At 70.2% G+C, this 22,060-nt stretch carries 12 protein-coding genes and 1 pseudogene; 6 read left to right on the top strand and 7 right to left on the bottom strand.

What is annotated here, in order from left to right; genetic code table 11:
• Positions 1-100: 100 nt before the first annotated feature.
• The 5 genes and pseudogenes from OD750_RS20555 to OD750_RS20540 all read right to left on the bottom strand — a co-directional run bounded on the left by OD750_RS20555 (position 101) and on the right by OD750_RS20540 (position 4,381).
• Complete coding sequence (locus OD750_RS20555; RefSeq protein ID WP_263540819.1) at positions 101-907, bottom strand: hypothetical protein; 807 nt, start codon at positions 905-907, stop codon at positions 101-103.
• A 426-nt stretch (positions 908-1,333) separates the two neighbouring features.
• Entirely contained in the window at positions 1,334-1,876 is a 543-nt protein-coding gene (locus OD750_RS20550) for a tetratricopeptide repeat protein (protein WP_263540820.1), read from the bottom strand.
• 51 nt (positions 1,877-1,927) lie between these two features.
• Positions 1,928-2,104: pseudogene (locus OD750_RS27540) on the bottom strand (hypothetical protein); the annotation flags it as partial.
• Positions 2,097-3,137, bottom strand: a complete 1,041-nt coding sequence (locus OD750_RS20545; RefSeq protein ID WP_263540821.1) for a hypothetical protein — start codon at positions 3,135-3,137, stop codon at positions 2,097-2,099. The gene OD750_RS20545 and the pseudogene OD750_RS27540, both read right to left, overlap by 8 nt.
• Positions 3,137-4,381, bottom strand: a complete 1,245-nt coding sequence (locus OD750_RS20540) for a DUF2235 domain-containing protein (protein ID WP_263540822.1) — start codon at positions 4,379-4,381, stop codon at positions 3,137-3,139. Before OD750_RS20540 ends, OD750_RS20545 begins: the two co-directional genes overlap by 1 nt.
• A gap of 451 nt (positions 4,382-4,832) precedes the next feature.
• Between OD750_RS20540 and OD750_RS20535 the strand changes: the two genes are divergently transcribed.
• The 4 genes from OD750_RS20535 (at position 4,833) to OD750_RS20520 (ending at position 12,500) form a co-directional block, all read left to right on the top strand.
• Positions 4,833-7,199, top strand: coding sequence for a tyrosinase family protein (locus OD750_RS20535; protein ID WP_263540823.1), 2,367 nt, complete (start codon positions 4,833-4,835; stop codon positions 7,197-7,199).
• A gap of 111 nt (positions 7,200-7,310) precedes the next feature.
• Complete coding sequence (locus OD750_RS20530; RefSeq protein WP_263540824.1) at positions 7,311-9,551, top strand: patatin-like phospholipase domain-containing protein; 2,241 nt, start codon at positions 7,311-7,313, stop codon at positions 9,549-9,551.
• A gap of 1,693 nt (positions 9,552-11,244) precedes the next feature.
• Positions 11,245-11,781, top strand: a complete 537-nt coding sequence (locus OD750_RS20525; RefSeq protein WP_263540825.1) for a hypothetical protein — start codon at positions 11,245-11,247, stop codon at positions 11,779-11,781.
• Between the two features lie 173 nt (positions 11,782-11,954).
• On the top strand, positions 11,955-12,500 hold the full coding sequence (locus tag OD750_RS20520; RefSeq protein WP_263540826.1) for an ECF-type sigma factor: 546 nt from the start codon (positions 11,955-11,957) through the stop codon (positions 12,498-12,500).
• A gap of 9 nt (positions 12,501-12,509) precedes the next feature.
• Here the strand turns inward: OD750_RS20520 and OD750_RS20515 are convergent, their stop codons facing one another.
• On the bottom strand, positions 12,510-15,104 hold the full coding sequence (locus tag OD750_RS20515) for a serine/threonine-protein kinase (RefSeq protein ID WP_263540827.1): 2,595 nt from the start codon (positions 15,102-15,104) through the stop codon (positions 12,510-12,512).
• 164 nt (positions 15,105-15,268) lie between these two features.
• Here OD750_RS20515 and OD750_RS20510 point away from each other — a divergent pair, with 164 nt between their 5' ends.
• Positions 15,269-18,238, top strand: coding sequence for a choice-of-anchor D domain-containing protein (locus tag OD750_RS20510; RefSeq protein WP_263540828.1), 2,970 nt, complete (start codon positions 15,269-15,271; stop codon positions 18,236-18,238).
• 111 nt (positions 18,239-18,349) lie between these two features.
• Positions 18,350-18,721 (top strand): VOC family protein, encoded by a 372-nt coding sequence (locus OD750_RS20505; RefSeq protein WP_263540829.1) that lies wholly within the window; start codon positions 18,350-18,352, stop codon positions 18,719-18,721.
• A 54-nt stretch (positions 18,722-18,775) separates the two neighbouring features.
• Here the strand turns inward: OD750_RS20505 and OD750_RS20500 are convergent, their stop codons facing one another.
• On the bottom strand, positions 18,776-21,967 hold the full coding sequence (locus tag OD750_RS20500; protein ID WP_263540830.1) for a S8 family serine peptidase: 3,192 nt from the start codon (positions 21,965-21,967) through the stop codon (positions 18,776-18,778).
• Positions 21,968-22,060: the final 93 nt, after the last annotated feature.

The raw sequence follows: 22,060 nt of genomic DNA, 5'->3' as shown, positions 1-22,060 counted from the left end.
CGACGCGACTCGCCGTTTTCGGACATCAATGCGGAACGGCCCGCGCCGGGTGCGGCGCCCCGCCGCCGGATCGTGTCGCGAGCCGGCGGCGGAGCCTCGTTTACGGACAGGCGAGTCCGTCGAGCCGCGTCAGGCGCTTGATGTCGAGCGTGCCGGTCGGCGTGAACGCAGGGTCCGTGCTCGTCCACTCGACCTTGCCGTTGTCGCAATCGCTAAAAGTGAACACGAGCGTGCCCCATTGGCGGCGCTCGACCGTGTTCGTGTTGAAGTTCGGGGGAAAGCGTCCCGCGAGCACGCGCCCGGCGCCCATCGTTACGCTGTTGCCGTTGATCACGCCGGCGGCGGAAATCCATGCCTGATTGCCCGCGTTGTCGAAGGCAAACCAGATGGCCGTCATGACGCCGCCCGGCAGCAATTCGAACTGGAAGCCGTGGCCGTCCTGGTCGCGGTTGTTCCAGTTGCCGGCAATGCCCGGCCGGATCGAGAAGGTCGGCGTGCCGCCGACGAGATCGCCCGCGACGATTTCGCGCGAAGGGCCGCAGTTGTAGCACTCGATGCTGCCGGAATTGCCGCCGGCCGTCGCGAGGTTGATCGCCACCGTGCCGCCGGCGTTCGTCAGCGCCGCGATCGGCGTCACGCGAATCTGGCGCTGGCTGCCGCCGAGCGTCGCGATGATCGTCGGCTGCGGATTGGAGAAGCCCGAGTCGGCGTAGATCGTCGAGTTCGACGTGTGGTAGGTGATCGGCGGAAAAGCCGTCGCGTTGCCGCCGTCGACGGCGATGGACCACGCGGACAGCAGCTGCGTGTCCGCGTCGTAGACGAACGATCCGGAAGCCGTGCCGCCGTCCGCGAAGCGAACGCCCGACAGCGTCCATTGCACCGGCACCGCGAACGACGCGGCCGGCATGAGCGCTGCGACTAGTGCAAAAACCACAAAGCGTAAAATGAACATGGCAACCCCCTCGTGATGCGATTGGCAGCGACTATAGCGCGTCGGATACGGGCCGGTGCGAGCGTTCCGGTCGCGCTCGTTTGGTGCGCGTACACATTCGCGGCACAGCCGCTCCGCCTCGGTGCGGCAAGCGTCTGCGCCTGCCGGCGGAGCAAAGCCGCGCACGCGTGAATGCGCCGTAAACGCCCGCGGAACCCCTGCGAATCGCCCGGTTTCCTACGGCGCGTCGGAAGTCTTCAGAGGATCGCGTGTATGAACACCTCGCTCATTCGTTTCGTCGCGTTGCCGATTCTGCTGCTTGCCGGCGCCCAGGTGCTCGCGCAGAACGCCGTGCCCGCCGCGCCCGCCAGAACGCAAAGCGCCGAACTGCCGCCGTACGAATCACTCGACGCGAACGGAGACGGCATCGTCACGCTGCCGGAAATCGTCGTGCGCAGCCCGCCGCTCGCCGCGCGCGTCAAGCATTGCGACGCGAACGGCGACGAGACGATGAGCCGCGAGGAGTATGCGGCGTGCAAGCCCAAGGCGGCCGACACCGCGGGCAAGCGCTGACGGTCCGCGAATGAGCCAAGCGGCGGCGCTGCTGTCGATCGCCGCCGCCCAGACGTTCGCGGTGCCTAAGGCGCGACTATGCCGAGCTTCGCGTGGCGCGACGACACCGGGTTCGAGCTGCTTGCCGCGCGCGATATCGGCGTCGCTTTCTTCGACGCGACCGAGTGCGCGCTTGGCAAGGCCGCGCACATAGAACGACGACGCGACCGGCGCCCCGCCGAGCGAACGGTCGTAATCGGCGACCGCCTGCTCGTACTGCCGCTGGCGAAAGCGCGCGAAGCCGCGGCTGTTGTAGTGGTTGAGGTCTTTCGGATCGAGTTGCAGCGCGCGATCGCAGTCGGCGACCGCCTCGTCGAGATCGCGATCGAGCATGGCGCGCACCCAGCAGCGCGCGCCGATCGCAAGGGCGAACTGCGGGTCGAGTTCGATCGCGCGATCGTACGCCGCCAGCGCGAGTTCGGACTTTCCGCCGCGTTCGTACGCCGTGCCGAGATCGGCATGAAGCGTCGCGACGTCGGGGTCGAGCTTGATCGCCGCCGAGTCGTACGCGCGGTCGACGCCGTGCGTCGACCGCGAGTCCGCTGCGAAAAAATCAAGAATTGCCGGCCGCCGGCTTCGGTCCGCTGCCGCGGATGCCGACGATCTTCGACAGCGCCGAGAACCAGTACGGCGCGCCGAGCGTTGCCGCGAGCGCCGTCAGAATCAGGCCGAGCGCATGCAGCAGCCAGTCCGACGGCGATCGTGCGTGCAGCCGCGCGCCGAGTTCTTCGCGGCAGCGCTGCAGCGTCGAGCGGGTGTCCGCGGGCTTGTTGCCGCTGCCTTCGTGCGCCATGACGTCGGCGCCCGCCGAAAGACACGCGTAGCCGAGCGGCAGCGCCTCGATGCGCGCGTCGACGGCGAGCCTGAGCATCTCCTGCGCCTGCTCCGGCGTGAATTCCTTCTTCTGCAGCTGTTCGGCCGTGATCGAACCGATCTTTCCGTCGCGCACGACCGTCGCGGCACGGTCGGCGATCTGCGACGCGAGATCGGGCGAACGGTCGAACGCGCGGTACAGCGCGATCGTGTCGACGTTGCCGATCGCCGCGACGACGAGACCGATCGCGAACAGCCGGCGCTGCGCGGCGGCCTTGTACCAGCCGGTCACGCGATCCATGCCGGACGCGAACCACGCTTCGATGCCTTTGAGCGCGGCCGCGAGATCGCCTTTCGCGTCGTCGAGTATTGGCAGCACCGAATCGGCCGTCGGCGACTTGTGCGACGCGAGCGCGACGACCGCGCTGCGCAGCGTGTCGAACGTCAGCGGCTCGGTCGCCGCCGCTTCGGGCGACAGCGCGCGCAGCGGCGCGGCCCTGCGCAGCATCACGGCGGCGAGCGCGAGCGCGAAGTTCCTCGGCTCGATGTAGGACGGCGGGTCGGACGCGCTCTTGCGATCGCGGTACAGGCCGCCGACCAGCGGATGCCGCAGCACGCGCACGAACAGCGCGTCGTCGTCGATCAGACGCAGAAGGCCCAGGCGCAGCCACTTGCCGCGCAGGCTGCGGAACTGCGCCCACCATTCCTGCACGCCGCTGACGACGATCGAAAAGATCAGGAATACGAAGACGAGACTGATGCAGACGTTGAGAGCGTTCATCACAGGTTCCCCGCGCTGACGACGTGATCGGCGCCCAGGGTCGCCGGTTGGAACGTCACGTCCGAACGGCCCGCCTGGCCGAGATTCGGCGGGCGATAGCTCGGATCGGCGCGCCACTTTGCGAACGCCGTCTCGTCGATCGTCTGGTTGATGCCGTCTCCGGGTACGAGCATGCGGCGGTACACCCGGCCGCCGGCGACGGAACGCACCGCGCGATACGCGCCGCTCATGAACTCGGCGTAGCTGTCGCGCACGGGCGAGAGGTGTTCGCGGCCGTCGAGGTCGAACGCGGCCGGCACCTTGCCGCCGTTCGCACCCTTGACGAATTCGAGGTCGCGGGCGGCCGCGCACCGGGCGAGCCACGCCAGCGGCGGCGCGGGCAGGAGATCGTCGTCATAGCCGCCGCCGACGTTCGAATGCGCGCCGGGAAACCAGCGCTGCTCGACCTCCTCGGTCAGATCGGTCTTCGACGTCCACAGGGCCGGCGTGTACGGCAGCCGGTGCTCGTCGATCGCGACCGCGTGATACGCGAAGCGCACGCTTTCGCCGAGCGACGTATTGTGGAATTTGTATTTGCTGGAGAAACGCAGATCGACCGAATCCCAGATGTTCGGAATGCCGAGCGCGCCGACGGTGTCCCACACGCCGACGAAATGCAGCCGCACCGGGTACCGGCTTCTCCGACGGAACGCCGCGACCGCCTTGTCGTGCTCGGCGATCTTCTCGCGATCCTTGCCGGGATCGTCGCGCTGCTGTTTCGTCGGGCATTCCTGATACAGCTTCCACGCTTCCTTGACGTCGTCATGGTCGGACAGCGACTTCTGCGCGCGCGAACTGCCGCGGTCGAGGTTCGGAATCCCGAGATAGCCGACGAGGCCGCCGAGGCTGCGCGCCGTGAACGCGCCGCGCGAAAAGCCGAACAGGTAGATGTCCTGCCCGTCGACGAACGGGCGTCCGCTCGAATGCAGCGGCTTGTCCGGTTGCTTGGCGTTCGCCCCGAACTGCGACGCGAGCCACGCGTAGCCGGTGCGGATGTTCTTGTCGAGCCCGTAGCCGAACATGCCGCCGCGGAGCTTGTCGAAACGGCCGGTGCCGACGCCCGCGTCGTAGTATTTGCGCTGATGCGCGGCGCCGCCGCTGGCGTCGGCGATTTCGGCGTACAGCCGCGAAACGTTCGTATGCGATTCGAGTGCGTTCCAGGTGCCGTCGAAGCACAGGATCAGTCGTTTGCGCGTCTCGTTCATGTCGGCCCCCGATCGGCGATGCGGATCGTCCGTGCGATCCGTGCCGAATCAGTGCCGTGCCCCCGGCGAACCTCTCATGCGCGGACGATCGTCCGTCGGATCGCCGTCAGGGCGGCGCGACGAGCATTCTGCACGATCCCACAAACGCACAAGAAAACTTTGCGGCATGGTGCGAGGTGTCGCGCCCGGACGACACAGAATGCAGGCGGGCCGTGGGGAAGCGGCCCGCCCGTGCGCGATCCACGGACGGATCGCGTGGTTATGCCCGACGTACCCCGATCGCGCGCGCCTCGCGCGAGCCGGCCGGGAGCGCGGCTGTGTTCGCGCTCTTAAGGCCTTGCGATTTCGGAGCGGTCGCGATGCCGGCCCGGCTTCGCGCACCGCGTGCAGCGGCCATCGTGCCGAGCGGGAAGAGGGGAAGACCATGATCTTGCGCGCAAGAGGAAGCTGGTTGGCCATATTGGCGGCGGCGGCTCCAACCGCGTCCGCGCAGTTCGTCCAGGTACCCGGCGTCGGCTGGGAAGGCCAGGGCGCCGACGTCGTCGTGCTGCAGCTCGACGGCAATCCGCGTCCGGACATGATCCTGATGGCCTACGACAATCCGAACGGGGCGAATGCGTTTCGCTATCGCGTCGGGCTCAATCTCGACAATGCCGGCAACACGGCGAACTGGTCGGCCAACTACGTCGAGGTGCCCGGCGTCGGCTGGGAGGGCCAGGGCGCGGGCGCCGCGGTGGCCGATTTCGACGGCAACGGCCGGCCCGATCTCGTCCTGATGGCGTACGACAACCCCGGCGGCGCGAACGGCTTCCGCTACAAGATCGGCTGGAACCTCGACGCGCAGGGCGTCGCCGCGAACTGGACCAGTCACGCGCAGGTCGCGGGCGTCGGCTGGGAAGGCCAGGGCGCGGCGGTCGTCGTCGGACAGATCGACGCCGATCCGCGGCCCGACATGATCTTCATCGCATACGACAACCCGGGCGGCGCGAACGCGTTCCGCTATCGCGTCGGCCTGAACGTCGACACGAGCGGCAACGCGACGTGGGCGGCGAATTTCGTCGACGTGCCGGGCGTCGGCTGGGAAGGCCAGGGCCTCGGCGCCGCGCTCGCGAACCTCGACGGCAACGCGCGGCCCGATCTCGTGCTGATGGCCTACGACAATCCCGCGAATGCGAATTCTTTCCGCTACCGCGTGGGTTCGAATCTCGACGCGAACGGCGTCGCGCAGGCGTGGGCGCCGGGTTTCCAGACACTCCCCGGCATGGGCTGGGAAGGCCAGGGCGCGGGTCTCGCGATCAGCTGCCTCGACGCCGACGCCCGCGCCGACTGGGTCGTCATGGCGTACGACAATCCGTCCGGCGCGAACAGCTTCCGCTATCGCGTGCTGCCCAACCGCAGCCAGGCGCCGTGTCCGCCGCCGATCGGCTCGGTCGTCGCCGGCGCGCCGCAGCGCAAGTCGATCACGCAGCTGTCGGCGCAGGAGCTGGCGAGCCTGCGCCGCGGCTACAAACAGATGATCGAGTGGAACAACGCGCCGCGCGACAGCGCGAATTTCCGCCGCAGTCTCAAGTACTGGGCGAACATGCACGCGTACTTCGGCAGCGGCTGCGCGCCGACTTCGGGCATCAGCCAGCCCGGCATGAGCGGCATCACCGCGCAGAGCCCGGCCAATCCGAACGAAACCGCGACGTGGTGCAAATGCCAGCACGGCACGGTGCAGTTCCTGACGTGGCATCGCATGTACCTGTACTACTTCGAGCAGGTGCTGCAGGCCGCGTCCGGCGATCCGAACCTGCGCCTGCCGTTCTACGACTACGAGACGAACGGCCAGCTGCCGGCGTCGTACCGCGACGGCACGCCGGCGACGAATCCGCTGCGCATCGACAACCGGCTCACGTCGCTCAACGCGGGTACGAGCAGTCTGTCGCCGGCCGTCACGTCGACGACCGCGGCGATGAACAACACCGCGTACAACGGGTTCAACAGCTCGCTCGAAAGCACGCCGCACGGCTCGGTGCACTGCGCGATCGCCGTGCAGTCGTGCCCGACCGGCTACATGGGCGCCGTGCCGGCCGCCGGCAACGACCCGATCTTCTATTCGCACCACGCGAACATCGACCGTTTGTACGAATGCTGGCTCGCGGTGTCGCCGAACACGCGGCTGCCGACCAATTCGGGCCAGCTCGGCACGTCGTACACTTTTATCGACGGCGCGGGCAATCCGGTCACGCGTACCGTCGCGTCGATGCTCACGACCGCGCAGCTCGGCTACAGCTACGCCTCGGGCGGCGGTTGCCCGGCCGGCCGGCAGGCCGTCAGCGCGGTCGCGGGCGCGGAGCCGCAGGTGAAGAAATTCCAGGTCGTGCCGAACGAAACGAAGCTCCAGCGCGGCGTGACGGCGGTGCCGCTGCGCATCGCGCCGGAAGCGCGCAGCGCCATCGCGCCGACGGCGGAAGACGCCGACAAGCCGATCAAGCGCGCGCTCGTCGTGATCGAAGGGCTCGAGGTCGACGAGTCGCCGCACGTGATGTACGAGGTGTACCTCAAGCGCAGCGACGGCGAGCGCTCGCTCGTCGGCGTCATCAGCTTCTTCGGCTTCGGCGACCACCACGAAGGGCACGAGGCCGTAGCGTCGGGCCGGCGCGTCGAACTCGATGCGACCGAGGCGCTGCGCGCGCTCGGCGGCACGGCCGACGCGGAGCTCGTGTTCGAGCCGACGACCGGCGTGACCGATTCGACCGTCGAGAAGGCCGCGGCGAACATCAGCGAACGCGCGAACGTGCGTTTCCGCTCGGTGACGATCGAAGTGGAGAAGTAAAAGACGGCGCGTAGTCCGGTTGTCAAGAAAGCCGCCGCGTCTCACGATCCGCCTGCCGGTACAGCGGCAGGCGGATCCGTTTTCACCGTCGTACGAGGGGGGAGAGGCTCGATGACGTCCGATGACCAGGCCGCGGCGACCGGAACGCCCGTGACCGCACCGAAGGAGCCCGACGACGTGCGCATGGAAGACGTGCGTCGCGTCGAACTCGACACCGTTTTCGGCCGACGGTCGATCGCGCCGGACGAGGCGAAGGACGACCCGGACGACGAGACCGCGTGGGGCGTCGCGCTGTCCGGCGGCGGCATCCGCAGCGCGACATTCGGACTCGGCGTGCTGCAGGCGCTGGCCCGGCGCGGCCTGCTGCCGGGCTTCCACTATCAGTCGACGGTGTCCGGCGGCGGTTACATCGGCTCGTTCGTGCAGGCGCTGATCCATCGTTACGGTATCGGCCGCGCGGTCGAAGTGCTCTCGTCGAGCGTGACCGACGCGCCGAAGGACGCGCAGGACGGCGGCGCCGCGCGACGCGACGGTTTCGATCCGCAGCAGCCGATCCGGCATCTGCGGCAATACAGCAACTATCTGAGCCCGCGCAAGACGGCGCTGTCGGGCGACACGATGAGCATCGTCGGCAACTACGTGCGCAACGTGCTGCTGGTGCAGGTGCAACTGGTCGCGCTGCTCGTCGCGGCGTGTCTGACGCCGCTTATTCTGTATGTGCTCGTCGGCTGGTTCGACGCGCGGGCCGAGGAGGCCGTCGGTACCGCGGCCGTGCTGTGCATCGTCGCCGCCTGTCTCGTCGCGGTGATTTCGTCGCGGTCGCAGCTGGCGCGCAACGGCAACGGGGCGGGCCGCGGGGTCAAGGTGTGCGCGCTCGCCGTCATCGTCACGCTGGGTCTGGCAACGCTCGTCGGCGCGGTCGGCCTCAGGGGTGTCGGCGTTTCGCCGCGGTCGCTCGCCGTATCTACCGGGCTTCTGTATTTCGGCGTGTGGCTGCTGTGGTTCTTGTACGACGTGCTGGTCGCCCCGTGGCGGCGCATGCGGACGAACGAGCGCGTCGCGCCGTCGCCGATCAGGAAGCACCCGGTGCGCTTCCTTGCCGCGTCGGCGGGCTCGGCGGCCATCGCGGGCCTTGCGCTGCTCGGCGCGCATCACCTGCTCGCCGGGATCGGCGGTCTCGCCGGCGCCGGAGTGCCGTATGCCGGCAAGTGGTACGTGATTCTGCTGGGGCCGACGGTCGTGCTCATGGCGATCATGCTCGCGGGCATCGCGCACGTCGGTTTCGCCGGCCCGGCGCTGTCGGACCTGCAGCGCGAGATATGGGCGCGCATCGGCGGCCGTGCCGCGCGTCTGGTCATTCTCGGCACCGCCGCGATGGCGCTGACCGTCTACGGACCCTGGCTGCTGTTTCAGCTCGGCTCGGTCAGCTGGGCCGGCCTCGCGGGTTGGCTTGCGACCACCGGCGTCGGCGTGCTCGGCGCGTTCGGCAAGCGCAGCAACGGCACGGGCGGCCTGAGGCCGCTCGAAATCCTCGTGCGCCTCGCGCCGCCGATCTTCGTCGTGGGTCTTCTGATCGCGACGAGCCTGTGCGCGCATCTGCTGCTGCAGCACGTCGGATTCGCCGGCGTCGTGGCGTGGAGTCCGCCGAACATCGACGGCAGCGAAGCGTATCTTGATTATCTTGGGAAAAATTCAACGGAACTGCGGGGCGCCGTGGTTGCGCTGTTCCTGATGGCGACGGCGGTCGCGGTGCTGTTCGGCATGACGATCGACGTGAACGAGTTCAGCATGAATGCGTTCTACCGCAACCGGCTCGTGCGCTGCTATCTCGGCGCGAGCCGCAAGCGTGCGGCCGAGCCGACGACCGATTTCGATCCGGACGACGACATCGCGCTGGCCGTCGTCGCCCGCGACGCGAAGGAGGTTGCGGACGCCGAAAACGCACGGGCCGCCGGAAAAGCCGAACCTCCGCTCGCGCCGCGCAAGCCGCGGCCGTTGTATCCGCTCGTCGGCACGGCGCTCAATCTCGCCGCGACGCGACAGCTCGACTGGCAGGACCGCAAGGCCGCGTCGTTCTGCCTGACGCCCGACTATTGCGGCTACGTGCCGCCGTCGTCGCGGCCCGGTGCGCGTTCGATCGGCGACGTGCCGCCGAAACAGCGCGAAGCGGCGATGCGAAACCGCGAAAAAGCGCGGCTCGCCCTATGGGCGACGCGCGACGCGGCGCAGAAAAAATCGGCGAGCCGAGCGAAGAAGACAGGCGCAAGGAAGCCGCGCTGCGCGCCGACGAACTGCGCAAGGAAACCGCGCAGCGTGACGACGAGGACGGCAACCGGCTCGCGCGGGCATTGACGCTCGGCAGCGCGACCGCGATTTCCGGCGCGGCGGTCAGCCCGAACATGGGCTATCACAGTTCGCCGGCGGTGACGTTTCTCCTGACGGTGTTCGATGCGCGGCTCGGCTGGTGGGTCGCCAATCCGCATCACGAACAGTGGCCGCCGCGCGCCGATCGCACGCCTTCGTCGCTCTACCGCATGGTCTGCGAACTGCTCGGCCTGACGCGCGACGACGACAAGTTCGTGTATCTGTCCGACGGCGGCCACTTCGAGAATCTCGGCCTGTACGAACTCGTGCGGCGCCGCTGCCGCTTCATCGTGTGCGTCGACGCCGGTGCCGATCGCGCGCGCAGCTTCGCCGACCTCGGCAACGCCGTGCAGAAGTGCCGCGTCGATTTCGGCGCGAACATCGACATCGACGTCTCGGCGCTGCGGCCCGCGCCCGACGGGCTTTCCGGACGCGCGTGCGCGGTCGGAACCGTTGCCTACACCAACGGAACCATCGGAACGATTCTGTATCTGAAGCCGTCGCTGACCGGCGCCGAGCCGCCCGACGTGGCGCACTACGCGAGCGCGCACCGGAGTTTTCCGCACGAGTCGACGGCCGACCAGTTTTTCGACGAAAAGCAGTTCGAAAGCTATCGCAGGCTCGGCGAGCACGTCGCCGACACCGCGATCGCGCCGGCGCTCGAACGCACGCGGCGCGTCAGCCGGTCCGCGCCATTCGAGGTCGACGCGTCGACGGTGAAGGAAAAATTCCTCGTCGAGCTCTATCACCAGTGGGTGACGCCGCTCGCCGGCGTGCGCGACAACTTCGCCACGCACGGCAAGGCGATGGCGAGCCTGTTCGAGAAGATGCGGACGACGAAGGAGCTCGCGGTGCTCGACGCGCAGATCTATCCGGCGTGGACCGATCTCGTCAAGGGCGACGGCAAGCCCGGCAACCTGCCGGTCGAGCGGCGCACGACGCTGCCGGCCGGCGACGATTTCCGCGCGTGCTTCTACTTCTGCCAGGAGCTGATGCAGCTCATGGAATCGGTCTACCACGACCTTTCGCTCGAGCAGTTCTGGCGGCACCCGGACAACCGCGGCTGGATGAACATCTTCCGCTACTGGAGCTGGTCGCCGATGTTCCGCATCGCCTGGGGTGCGAGTGCGCCGACCTACGGCTCGCGCTTCGCGACGTTCTGCGAGACGCGGCTCGACCTGCCGGCGCTCGACGATCTCGTCGAGATCGACGTGCAGTCGGCCGGCGACGACTGGAGCACGCTGTGCCAGCGGCTCGTCGACGAGGGCGCCATCAATCACGTCGAGCACAGCATTCTCACGTCGGAGATGCTGGCCGAGGAAATCCGACTCGGCGCCGAGCTCGTGCTGCTGCGGCTGCGCTGGCACAGGCTGCTCGCCGGTACGAAAGCGACGCCGCCCGATACGACGTTCGGCATCGCGCTCGTGCGCAGCGCCAACCGCGATCGGCCGCTCGCGCCGCTCGTGCGCGTGCAGGATCACCTGCGCGGGCTCGGGTTCGGCGCGGCGTTCGTGCGCGAACTCGTCGGAAAGTATCCGAAGCTGCAGATCGACGTGCGGGAAGGCGACTACAAGCTTGGCGGCGTTCTCACATGCGATGCGGCCCGTGCGCTGCGCAAGCAGCTCGACCAGTTGCTGAAACTCGCGGAGCAGCACGAGTGCGCGCGCGAGAGGCAACGGCCGTGATCGCGCGCGCGCTCGTGCTGCTCGCGGCACCCGCGACCGCGGTGTTCGGTGGCCTGTGGCTGCTCGCGTCGTTCGCCGGCACCGGCCTGTCGCGGCCGACGCCGTACGGCCTGCGCGGATACGACGCGGCGCGCCTCGTCGAACTGTGGACGCCGGATGCCGCGGCGGAAACGCGCTTCCTGTACGGGGACCTCGCGTTCGCGCCGTATTTCGTCGCCGTGGCGTTCGCGGCGATCCTCTACGCGCTCGACACGCTCGGGCTGCGCGCGTGGTGGCCGTGGGCGCTCGCGCTCGCGATCGTCACGCTCGCCGCGGACTGGACCGAGAACGCGATGCTGCTCGGGCAGATCGAGGTCTTCAATGCCGCCAAGCGGCTCGACCCGAACGGCGTGCCGCCGCTCGACGCGACGCGCGTGGCGGTCGCGAGCGTCGCGACGCAGATCAAACTCGTCGGCGTCTACGCGATTCTCGGCGCTTACGCCGCGTTGTGCGTCGCGACGATCGTCAAGGCGGTGCGCGCGGCATTGGGGTAGCCCGCGGCGCTCGACGCCGTCCGCGCGTCGCTGCGCCGGCGCGCCGGTTGCGCTGCGCGCCCGCTCCGGGCCATCGTACGAGCGGGCCGGCGCGTCGCGCCGAGGCGGTGCCGGCGACGGACGACGAACGTGAACCTCCGACTGATCGATCGCGCCGGGAGGCGCGCGCCGGCATGAGCGACGTGACGCAACTCCTGCGCCGCTGGTCCGACGGCGACCGCGAGGCGCTCGATCGCCTGCTGCCGCTCGTCTACGACGAATTGCGCGCGCAGGCGGCGCGGCAGTTGTCGGGAGAACGGCGCGATCACACGCTGCAGGTCACCGCGCTCGTGCACGAGACGTTTCTGCGCCTGACGCACCAGCGCGCGCAGTGGAACGACCGCCGGCATTTTCTCGTGATCGCCTCGACGCTGATGCGGCGCGTTCTGGTCGATCACGCGCGCCGCCACGCGGCGGCGAAACGGCCGCCGGCCGAGTCGCGCGTGGCATTCGACGACATCGACCCGCAGGCGCTGCGCGTCGACGCCGATCTCGTGGCGCTCGACGCGGCGCTCGACGAACTCGCGGCGATCGACGCGCGACAGGCGCAGGTGGTCGAGTTGCGCTACTTCGTCGGGCTCGACATCGACGAGACGGCGCGCGCGCTGGAACTGTCGGTGTCGACGGTCACGCGCGAGTGGCGTACCGCGCGGGCGTGGCTGCGGCGCAGGCTGGGCTGAGCGGCCGATTCACCTCGCAGGCGCCGCGGCTTGGCGATCGCGGGCTTCGCCGACGCGCACGCGCAACGCCTGCGCCTGTGCGCGAGGCGCGTCGAACGCCGCGCCCTCGCGTCCCGCGAGCGCCGCGTCGAGCCGCGCGAGCGTGTCGCGCGCGTCATCGATGCGCCCTCGCCGGATCTGAACGTCGGCGAGCTTCGCCAGCGCCTGCGCGTGCATCGCCGGGTACGCGTCGGCGTCGACCTGCGCGAGCCCCTGCGCCGCCGCGGCGAGCTCGCGCTCGGCGCGCGCCGCGTCGCCGCGGGCGAGAGCCGCGTCGGCCAGCGTGTCGCGCGCCGATGCGGCAAACACCTGCGCTTCGCTCGATCCGCCGGCCTGCGCGCTTTCGACGAGGCCCGGCAACACCGATTCGACGAGCGCGATCGCAAGCGCGGGGTCGCCGAGCGCGAGCACGGCGCTCGCCCGGTTGGCGACGGCCCAGCGGTACAGATCGCTGTCCTCGCCGCTCGTCGCGCGCGTCATCGCGACCGCGCGCTCGAACAGGCCGGCCGCTTCGCGCGCGCGGCCGATCCGGACGAGCGTGCCCGCGTGGTTCGCCAGCAGCGACGCGAAGATCGCGCTGTCGCCGTAGCGCCGCTCGTAGTCGGCGACGAGCGCGGGCAGGAGTTCCGCGGCGCGTTCGGGCTCGCGTTCCTGCAACGCCGAGACGTACGCGTAGCGCACCGGCAAGACGCGCGGATCGTCGGCCGCGTAGGCGCCGCGCGCGAGCGAGAGCGCGCGTTCGGCCGCGGCGAGCGCGCAGGCCGCGTCGGCGCCGCAGGCCATCGTGCGCGCGCGCAGCGCGGCGATCTTCAGCGCGGCCGGTGCCCGGCGCGCGGCGAGCGATGCATCGATCGCGTCGAGTTCGGTGCGAACCTGCGCGAGCGGTCGCGACAACAGCACGGCGCGGTTATGCAGCACGCGGATGCGCGCCTGGTCGACGTCGTCGTCAGCCGGGGCGGGCATGCGCGCGAGTTGCGCGAGCGCGCGCTCGTCGGCCGCGACCGCGTCTCCGAGGCGCCGACTGCCACTGTACGCGGCGGCGAGCGCGAGTTCGACCGGGGCGATCTGTGCCGGCGGCGCGTCCGCGGCGGCGAGCGCGTCGCGCGCGCGTTCGAGCAGGGGCGCCGCGTCGTCGTGCCGGCCGAGCGCGTTGTAGGCGCGGCCGATCGCGAATTGCAGCGGCGCGCGCTGTGCCGGCGCGACGCCCGCGTTCGCCGCGAGGTTCGCCGCGCCGAGGTCGAGCATCTGCCGCACCGTGACGTCGTCGCCGCGCCGGTGCAGGGCATCGGTGTTCTCGAACAGTTCGTCGAGGAAGCCCACGACCGCTTGCGCGCGGTCGCGTTCGAGCGCGACGCGCTCGTGCTGCGCGACGCGGTCCACGACGACCGCGCCGATGCCCGCGCCGAGCGCGAGCGCCGCGGCGAACCACCAGCGCCGCCGCGCGACGAGCCGCTGCACGCGATACGCGACGTGCCCGCGCCGCGCGCGCACCGGCCGCGCGGCAAGGAACCGCCGCAGGTCGTCCGCGAGCTCGGCGGCCGACGCGTAGCGCTGCGCCGGTTCGCGCCGCAGCGCCTTCATGACGATCGCGTCGACGTCGGCCGGCACGCGGCGCGGCACGCGCGCGGTCTTCGCGCGCCGGCTCGGCGGCGGCACCTCGCCCGAGACGATCGCGCCGGGCAGGAGGTGCGTCGTTTCCAGGTGCGCGAACGGACGCACGCCGGCGACGAGTTCGTACAGCACGACGCCGAGCGACCAGACGTCGCTCGCGCGCGTCAGGCGCGCGCCGTCGATCTGCTCGGGGCTCGCGTAGGCCGGCGTCAGCAGGCGCCGGTCGGTGCGCGTGCGCGCGGCGTCCGCGTCGCCGTCGACGAGCCGCGCGATGCCGAAGTCGAGCAGCTTCGGTTCGCCGTCGGCGCCGACCAGCACGTTCGACGGCTTGATGTCGCGATGGATCACGAGCTGTCCGTGCGCGTAGTCGACCGCGGCGCACACCTTGACGACGAGCGCGACGCGCGCGCGCAGCGACGGTGCGTGGCGCGCGCACCACGCGTCGATCGGCTCGCCTTCGACGTATTCCATCGCGAGAAACGGCAGGCCGTGTTCGGTTACGCCGCCGTCGACGAGCCGTGCGATGTTCGGGTGCGCGAGCGCCGACAGGATGCGCCGCTCGCTCGCGAAGCGCCGGTGCGCGTCGGCGTCGTCCGGCGCGCTCGCGCGCAGGAGCTTGAGCGCCACGCGCTGCCGCAGATCGCCGTCGACGCGCTCGGCGAGGTACACGACGCCCATGCCGCCGTCGCCGATGCGCCGGATCACGCGGTAGTCGCGCGGCAAGGGCGCCGCGAGCCGCGCGAGGTCGCCGAGCGGCGGCAGCGCGTCGGCGGACGCGTCTTCGCCCGCCGCGACGAGCCAGCGCACCTCGTCGGCGAGCGCGGCGTCGCCGCCGCAGGCCGCGGCGAGGGCCGCGTCGCGCTCGCGCGCATCGACATCGAGCAGCGCGAACGCGATCGCTTTCGCGCGGCGGTAGCGCTCGGCATCGGCTTCGGTCGGCGGTGCGTTCGGCATGGTCTTGCGGGGACGGCGGACTGGCGATCCTACCGCGCCGCGCGCGATGACCAGAATTTTTCGTTTCCTGCGCGTTACGCGCCGATGACGCGCCGACGACGGGTCGCGCCGATTCGTCCGCCGTCCTTGACCGGGCGGCATCCATAAGAAATCCGGGAGGTAACGTGGGTATTCGTTCGATGTGTCGGCGCCTTGCGCCGACGGGATTCCTTCTCGCGCTGGCGCTGTGCGCCGGCGCCGTCACGGCCGGCACGCCCGCGCCGGCGCAGTCGCCGCTGCCGGTGACGAACGCGCAGGCGTGGGAAGCGTGGGGCAGCGCCGTCGCGGTCGACGGCGACACCGCGGTGGTCGCCTCGTCGTATGCCGACGTCGGCGCGGTCGACGGCGCGGGCGTCGCCAACGTCTATGTGCGTGCCAACGGCGTCTGGACGCTGCAGGCGCGGCTGTCGGCCGCCGATCCGAAGCCGTTCTCGAACTACGCCCGCGCGCTGGCGATTGCCGGCGATACGATCGTCGTCGGCGCGGCGAGCGCCGACGGCGCCGTGTCGTCGAGCGGCGCGGTCTACGTCTACACGCGCAGCGGCACGACGTGGACGCAGTCCGCCAAGCTGTCCGCGAGCGACGGCGAAGGCTTCAGCGACTTCGGCCTGGCCGTCGCGCTCGCCGGCGATCGCATCGCGGTCGGCGCGCCGTCGACGTTCGTCGGCAAAGAGAACGTGCAGGGCGCGGTCTACGTGTACGCGAAGAACGGCGCGGCGTGGAGCCAGGAAGCGAAGCTGATCGCGAGCGACGGCGCGGCGTTCCACAACCTCGGCCGCGCGGTCGCGATCGACGGCGACACGATCGTCGCCGGCGCGCAGCAGGCGAGCGGGAACGGCATGCCGTTCGCCGGCGCGGCGTACGTGTTCGTGCGCGGCGGCGGCACGTGGACCGAGCAGGCGAAGCTCGCCGCCGCCGACGCCGGCTTCGGCGACGAGTTCGGCTACGCGCTGGCGTTTGCCGGCGACACGGCGCTCGTCGGCGCGCGCGCGGCCGATGTCGACGGCGCGGCCGACCAGGGCGCGGCCTACGCGTTCGTGCGCGTCGGCGCGACGTGGACGCAGACCGCCAAGCTCGTCGCGACCGGCGGCGAAGCCGGCGACGCGTTCGGCACGAGCGTCGCGTTGTCGGGCGACAACGCCGCGATCGGCGCGCCGGGCGCGGGTTCGATCAACGGCGTCGACCTCGACCGCGGCGCCGTGTTCGCGTTCTCGCGCAGCGGCGCGTGGTCGCCGTCGACGCGCATCAGCGCGTTCGACGCGGCGCAGGGCGACGCGTTCGGCGCCGCCGTCGCGCTCGACGGCACGCTCGCGATCGCCGGCTCGCCGCGCGCGACGGTCGGCAAGGACATGGAACTCGGCAAGGCGTACGCGCTGTCGCTCGGCGTCGCGCAGCTCGCCGTGTCGGCGAGCGCGTTCGATTTCGGCGACGTTGCGACCGGCACGGCATCGGCCGCGCGCCGGCTTACTGTCAGCAACGTCGGCACGGCGGATCTCTTCTCGGGGCAGCTCGTGCTGATCGACGCCGACGCCGCGAGCTTCGCGATCGCGAACGACACGTGCTCGGGCCAGCGCCTCGAATCGGGCGCGCGCTGCGCGGCCGACGTGACGTTCCATCCGGCCGACGTGCGCGCGCACGCGGCGCGGCTCGTCGCGCCGGGCAGCGCCGGCGTCGCATTCGTCGCGCTCGCCGGCAACGGCGTCCCGCCGCCGCCGCAGATCGCGGTCGAGCCGGGCAGCATCGACGCGTCGCTGCCGCAGGGCGGCACGACGAGCCTTCCGCTGACGATCCGCCACAGCGGGGCCAGCGGCACGCTGCAATGGCAGCTGACCGAAGCGCCCGCGCAGGGTGGCGTGCGGCGCGTGCTCGGCGCGACGAAGACCGCGGTCGCCGCAGGCCCCGCGTCCGACGTCGACATCGCGCGCTTCGTGCGCTCCAACGGCCACGGCGCGCGCCGCGTACCCGTCGCGCGCGGCGTCTCGCCGGTCGCGCACACGCTCACGCACTCGGCGTCGAACGACATTCTCGAAGGCAATTCGATCGCCTGCGCCGACAACACGACCGGCTTCACCAACGCGAACCAGTACCTGCGCACGTTCACGCTCGCCGATTTCGGGATCGCGGACACGCTGTCGGTCACGCACGCGACGTTCGGCGTCGAGAATCTCACGGTGTCGACGCCGGTCACGGTAAACCTCTACACATTGAGCGGCACTTCGCTCGTCTACACGAACCTCTCGCTGATCGGCACCGCGACCGTCACGCTCGATCCGCAGACGGGCACGCTCGTCGACGTGCCGATAACCGCGAGCGTGGCGCCCGATGCGACGCTCGTCGTCGAAATCGCGGTGCCCGACCTCGGCGACGCCGGCGGCGCGTTCTTCTTCGGCACGAACACCGACGGCCAGACCGCGCCGTCGTACATCGCGGCGAGCGCGTGCGGCTCGGTCGACCCGGCCGACCTCGCGGACATCGGGTTCGAGAACATGCAGCTCGTGCTGTCGGTGACCGGCACGACGCCCGGCGCGCCGGTCGACTGCGCGCGCCCGGCGTGGCTCTCGGCGTCGCCGGCGTCGGGCTCGGTGCAGCCGGGCGCGGCGCAGGTGTCGACGCTCGCGCTCAACGCCACGGGCCTTGCCGCCGGCGACTACACGGCGAACGTCTGCGTCGCGAGCAATGCGACCGATCCGCTCGTCGTCGTGCCGGTGACGCTCAACGTCACGGCGAACGGGCCGAACCTCGCGGCCGTGCCGGCGCTCGACTTCGGCGGCGTCGCGACCGGGCGTCGCGCCGTGCGCCGCATGACGCTTTCGAGCAGCGGCACGACCGCGGTCAACGTCGGCGCGATCGGCACGCCGGCCGCGCCTTTCGCCGAGTTCGGCCGCACCTGCCCGGCGGCGCCGTTCGCGCTCGCGCCGGGTCAGTCGTGCGTCGTCGAATACGCGTTTGACCCGGTGGCCGTCGGCGCGGCCGAAACGTCGGTGACGATCGCGAGCGACGCGGTGACCGGACCTGCGACCGCCGTGTTGCGCGGCGTCGGCATCGGTCCGTCCGACGCGATTTTCCGCAACGGCATGGAGATCGCGGGCGACTGACCCGCGGCGGCGCGGCGGCGAGTGCCGCCGCGCCGCAACCCGGCGGCGCGCGCACGCGACGAACGACGGCCGCGGGACTATGCTGCGCCGGAATCTCCACAGGAGAGCGCCATGACGATTTCGCGCATCGTCGCGCAACTGCGCACGACCGACCTCGACGCGTCGATCGACTTCTATACGAAGCAACTCGGCTTGACGCTGGAATTTCGCTACCGCGATTTCTACGCGGGCCTGTGCTCGGGCGAGCAGGCGTTCCACTTGAAGCACGCGGACGAACGCGATCCGTCGATCGACGATGTCGACGAAGGCGGACATTTCCACTTGTATTTCAGAACCGACGACGTCGCGGCCCTCGCCGCGCGCCTGAAGGCGAACGGCGTGCCGCTCGTCAAGGACGTGCACGACACCGACTGGTCGACGCGCGAGATCGTCGTCAAGGACGACCAGGGCCACACGCTCTATTTCGGTCAGCCGCTGGCATAAAAAAACGACGGGCCTCCTGCGAGGCCCGTCGTGGTCAAGCGTGTCGCACGAGATTTATAGCGTCGGCAAGAGGCACCACTGCACGAGCGAACCGACGTCGGAGCCGACGCTGTCGACCGCGCGCAGGCTCCACGTGCCGTTGAGCGACTGCCCGACGAACGGCGTGAACGGATTGTTCGGCCGATAGCTCGCACCGGTGGTGTAGGCCGGCGTGCCGCTGCCGCAGTTGCTTTCGAGCGTCAGCGTCGCTGCATTGTCGACGATGACGTTGCCGTTGTTGCCGCTGCAGCCCGTGCTGCCGCTGTTGGACGCGTTGCCCGGCCGCTGCAGCAGCGTCACCGACGTGGCGCCCTTGGTCAGGATCAGCGTCAGATCGCCCATGTACGTGTGGGTGATGTTGAACGACAGGCGCAGGTTGGTCAGCGTGCCGGTGGTGGCGACGACTTGGCTGTCGGTCACGCCGGTCGCGTTCGCATCCGGAATCGCGAGATTCGGCGTGCGGCAGAAGTTCGCGACGACCGGGGCCGTGGTGAAGCTGAAGGCGCTCGAGGCCGGACCTTCGCCGCAGCCGTTGATGCCGTTGACGCGCCAGAAGTACTGCGTGTTGTTGGCGAGCGCGGTCGACGGCGTGAACGACGTGCCGGTGACGGTCTGGTTGACGACGAGGTTGGTGAACGCGGCGTCGGTCGCGATCTGCACGCGATACGAACTCGCGCCGGAGATCGCCGCCCACGAGAGCGCCGGCGTCGTCGACTGGCCCGTCGCGCCGTTCGCCGGTGCGGAGAGGCTGCCTGCCGCGGTGACGCCCGAGGTGACGTTGAGCGTTGCGCCCGCGGTCTGGGTCATGGCCGGCGAGGTGGACGTGCCGGTGACGACGAGGCTGTAGCTGCCGCTGGCGACGCCGGCGGTGTTGCCGATCGTCAGCGCGCTGTTCGCGGCGGGATTGGCCGGCACGACCGACGCCGGCGAGAAGCCGCTCGTGGCCGGGCTCGGCACGCCGGTGATCGACAGCGCGACCGGGCTCGTGAACGTACCGACGCTCTGCACGCCGATGTTGTAGCTCGCGTTGGAACCGGCGCAGACGCTGACCGTCGACGGCGAAGCGGCGAGCGTGAAGCCGTTTGTGCCGCCGACCGTGAAGTTGCCGGTCGCCGCGAGGCCGTACTTCTGCGGGCCTGTCGGCACGTTGATGCCGACGACGCGCGCCGTATACGTGCCCGCCGTCGGATTGGCGAAGCTGATGCGGTGCACGTTGTTGCGGTTGTCGTAGTTCGTCGTCGTGATGCTCTGCGTCGGATTGGCGTTGTTGACGTTGACGCCGGACGGCAGCTTCTGCGTCCACACGTCGCCGTTGGGCGCGACCACTTCCAGGCGCAGCGTGTTGACCAGCGCCGGGTTCGCGTTCACCGCCGCGGGCGCGTCGGTCCACGCCAGCGTGATGTTGAGCGGCTGGCCCGCGACGACCGTGATCGTGTGCGTGTCGACGCCGCCGGTGGCGAGGCCCGTCGGCGCGTCGTGGATGTACAGCCGGCTCGCGTCGCCGTTGAAGTACAGCGAATTGTCCAGGTGTATACGACCCCAGCCCTGCGACTGCCCCGGCGATGTGCTCGCACCGGTGCCGGTCATCGTGCTCGCGCCGGAAATCAGGATCGCCTTGATCAGCGCGCCGGACGGGTTGGTGATCGCGTTCGCGGCCACCTTCTGGCCGGTCGGGTAGAAGCCGCGCGCGAGGTAGTCGCGCACGAGCGCGGCGAGGCCGGCCGCCGTCGGCGTGGCCATCGACGTGCCGCTCATCGACAACGTGCCGCAGGCGTTGCGCGCCGCGGAGATGATGCCGTTGCCCTGCGCGCTGATGTCGGGCTTGGTGCGGCTGTCGTTGGTCGGGCCGCGCGAGGAGAAGCTCGCCATGCCGTTGGCCGACGTGCCGCGCAGCGTCGCGCCGACGGTGATGACGTTCTTCGCGTTGCCGGGGCTGCCGACGTTGTTGCCGTTCGAGCAGGCGGTCGCATCGTTGCCGGCGGCGAACAGCAGCACGAGATCGTTGCGGGTGCGCGTGACGTTGTCGGCGTCGCGGGCCTGCGCGTCGTAGGTCACCGAGCAGCCGGAGATGCACGCGCCGAACTGGTCGGTACAGCCGCCGCCCCACGAATTGCTGTGCAGGCGCGCGCCGTTCGTGTACGCCGTGTCGGCCGCGTGGTACGGGTTGCCGCCGTGGCTGTTGAGGTAGGCGAGGTTGCCGCCGGATTCCTGCATGACGATCTTCGCGCCCGGCGCCGTGCCGTCGAGATCGGTGTTGCCGCCCGGTGTGGTGAAGTTCGTGCAGTCGACCGCGTTGGCCGGGTTCTGGCCGGCGATCGAACCTGCGACGTGCGTGCCGTGGCCGTGGTTGTCGGTCGGCGTCGTGCCGGTCAGGCCCGACCATTTGTAGTACGCGATCACCTTGCGCGCGGCGTTGTTCGGCGAGGCGATCGGCGCGCAGCTCGCGCCCGACGTGCAGTTGACGACCGGCGGCGGCTGCGCGGCGTCGTTGAACGAGCAGTGCGCCATGTGGATGCCGGTGTCGAGTTCGCCGACGATCTGTCCGCAGCCGTAGATGCCGCGGTCGAACACGGGGCGCAGCGGCGACGGGCTCGACACGTTGCTCTGGTGCAGCCAGTCGGCCTGCGAGTTGACGAGGCGCATCGGCCAGCGGAAGCCGATCGCGGCGATGTTCGGATCGGCGGCAAGCTGCGCGATCGACGTCGCGAGCTGGGCGCGGTCGAAGCGCGCGGTCAGGCGCACGTCTTCGCCGGCGGTGATCATGCCGGTGTAGGTGAGGCCGGGCGTTGCGTTGACCGCCGCCTCGATCGCGGCGCGGCTGGCGCTCGGATGCAGGCTGATCACCAGCTCCTCGAGGCCGCCTTCGCGCACGATGTTGCCGTTCTGCAGTTCGTTGGCGATGTTCAGGTCGATCTTGAACGCCGGCAGGAACGGACCGCTCCAGACGACGCCGGGCGGCATGCGGGCGGACGAGCCGCCCGGATCCATGCGGACGATGTACGCGTAGTCGGGCGCGTAGCCGAGGATCGTCGCGCCGCTGGCTTCGACCGCGGCTCGGTCGGCGTCGGTGATCGGACCTGCGAACTTGATCAGCCGCAGCGACGTGTTCTTCAGTCCCTTGATGTCGGCCAGGGGCTCGAGGGCCGGATGGGCGACCGATACCTTGCCGCTGCAGACGTCCATCTGGGCGGCGTCGAACGTGACCATGCAGCGTTCGTCCGACGCATGGGCGGAAAAGGACAATGCAAGACCGATACTCAGGAACAAGCGTGTACGCACTGGAGTGTCTCCCTCGCTGGT

The organism is Tahibacter soli (assembly GCF_025717065.2).
Lineage (GTDB): Bacteria > Pseudomonadota > Gammaproteobacteria > Xanthomonadales > Rhodanobacteraceae > Tahibacter > Tahibacter soli.
This window is presented reverse-complemented; position numbering and strand designations above follow the sequence as displayed.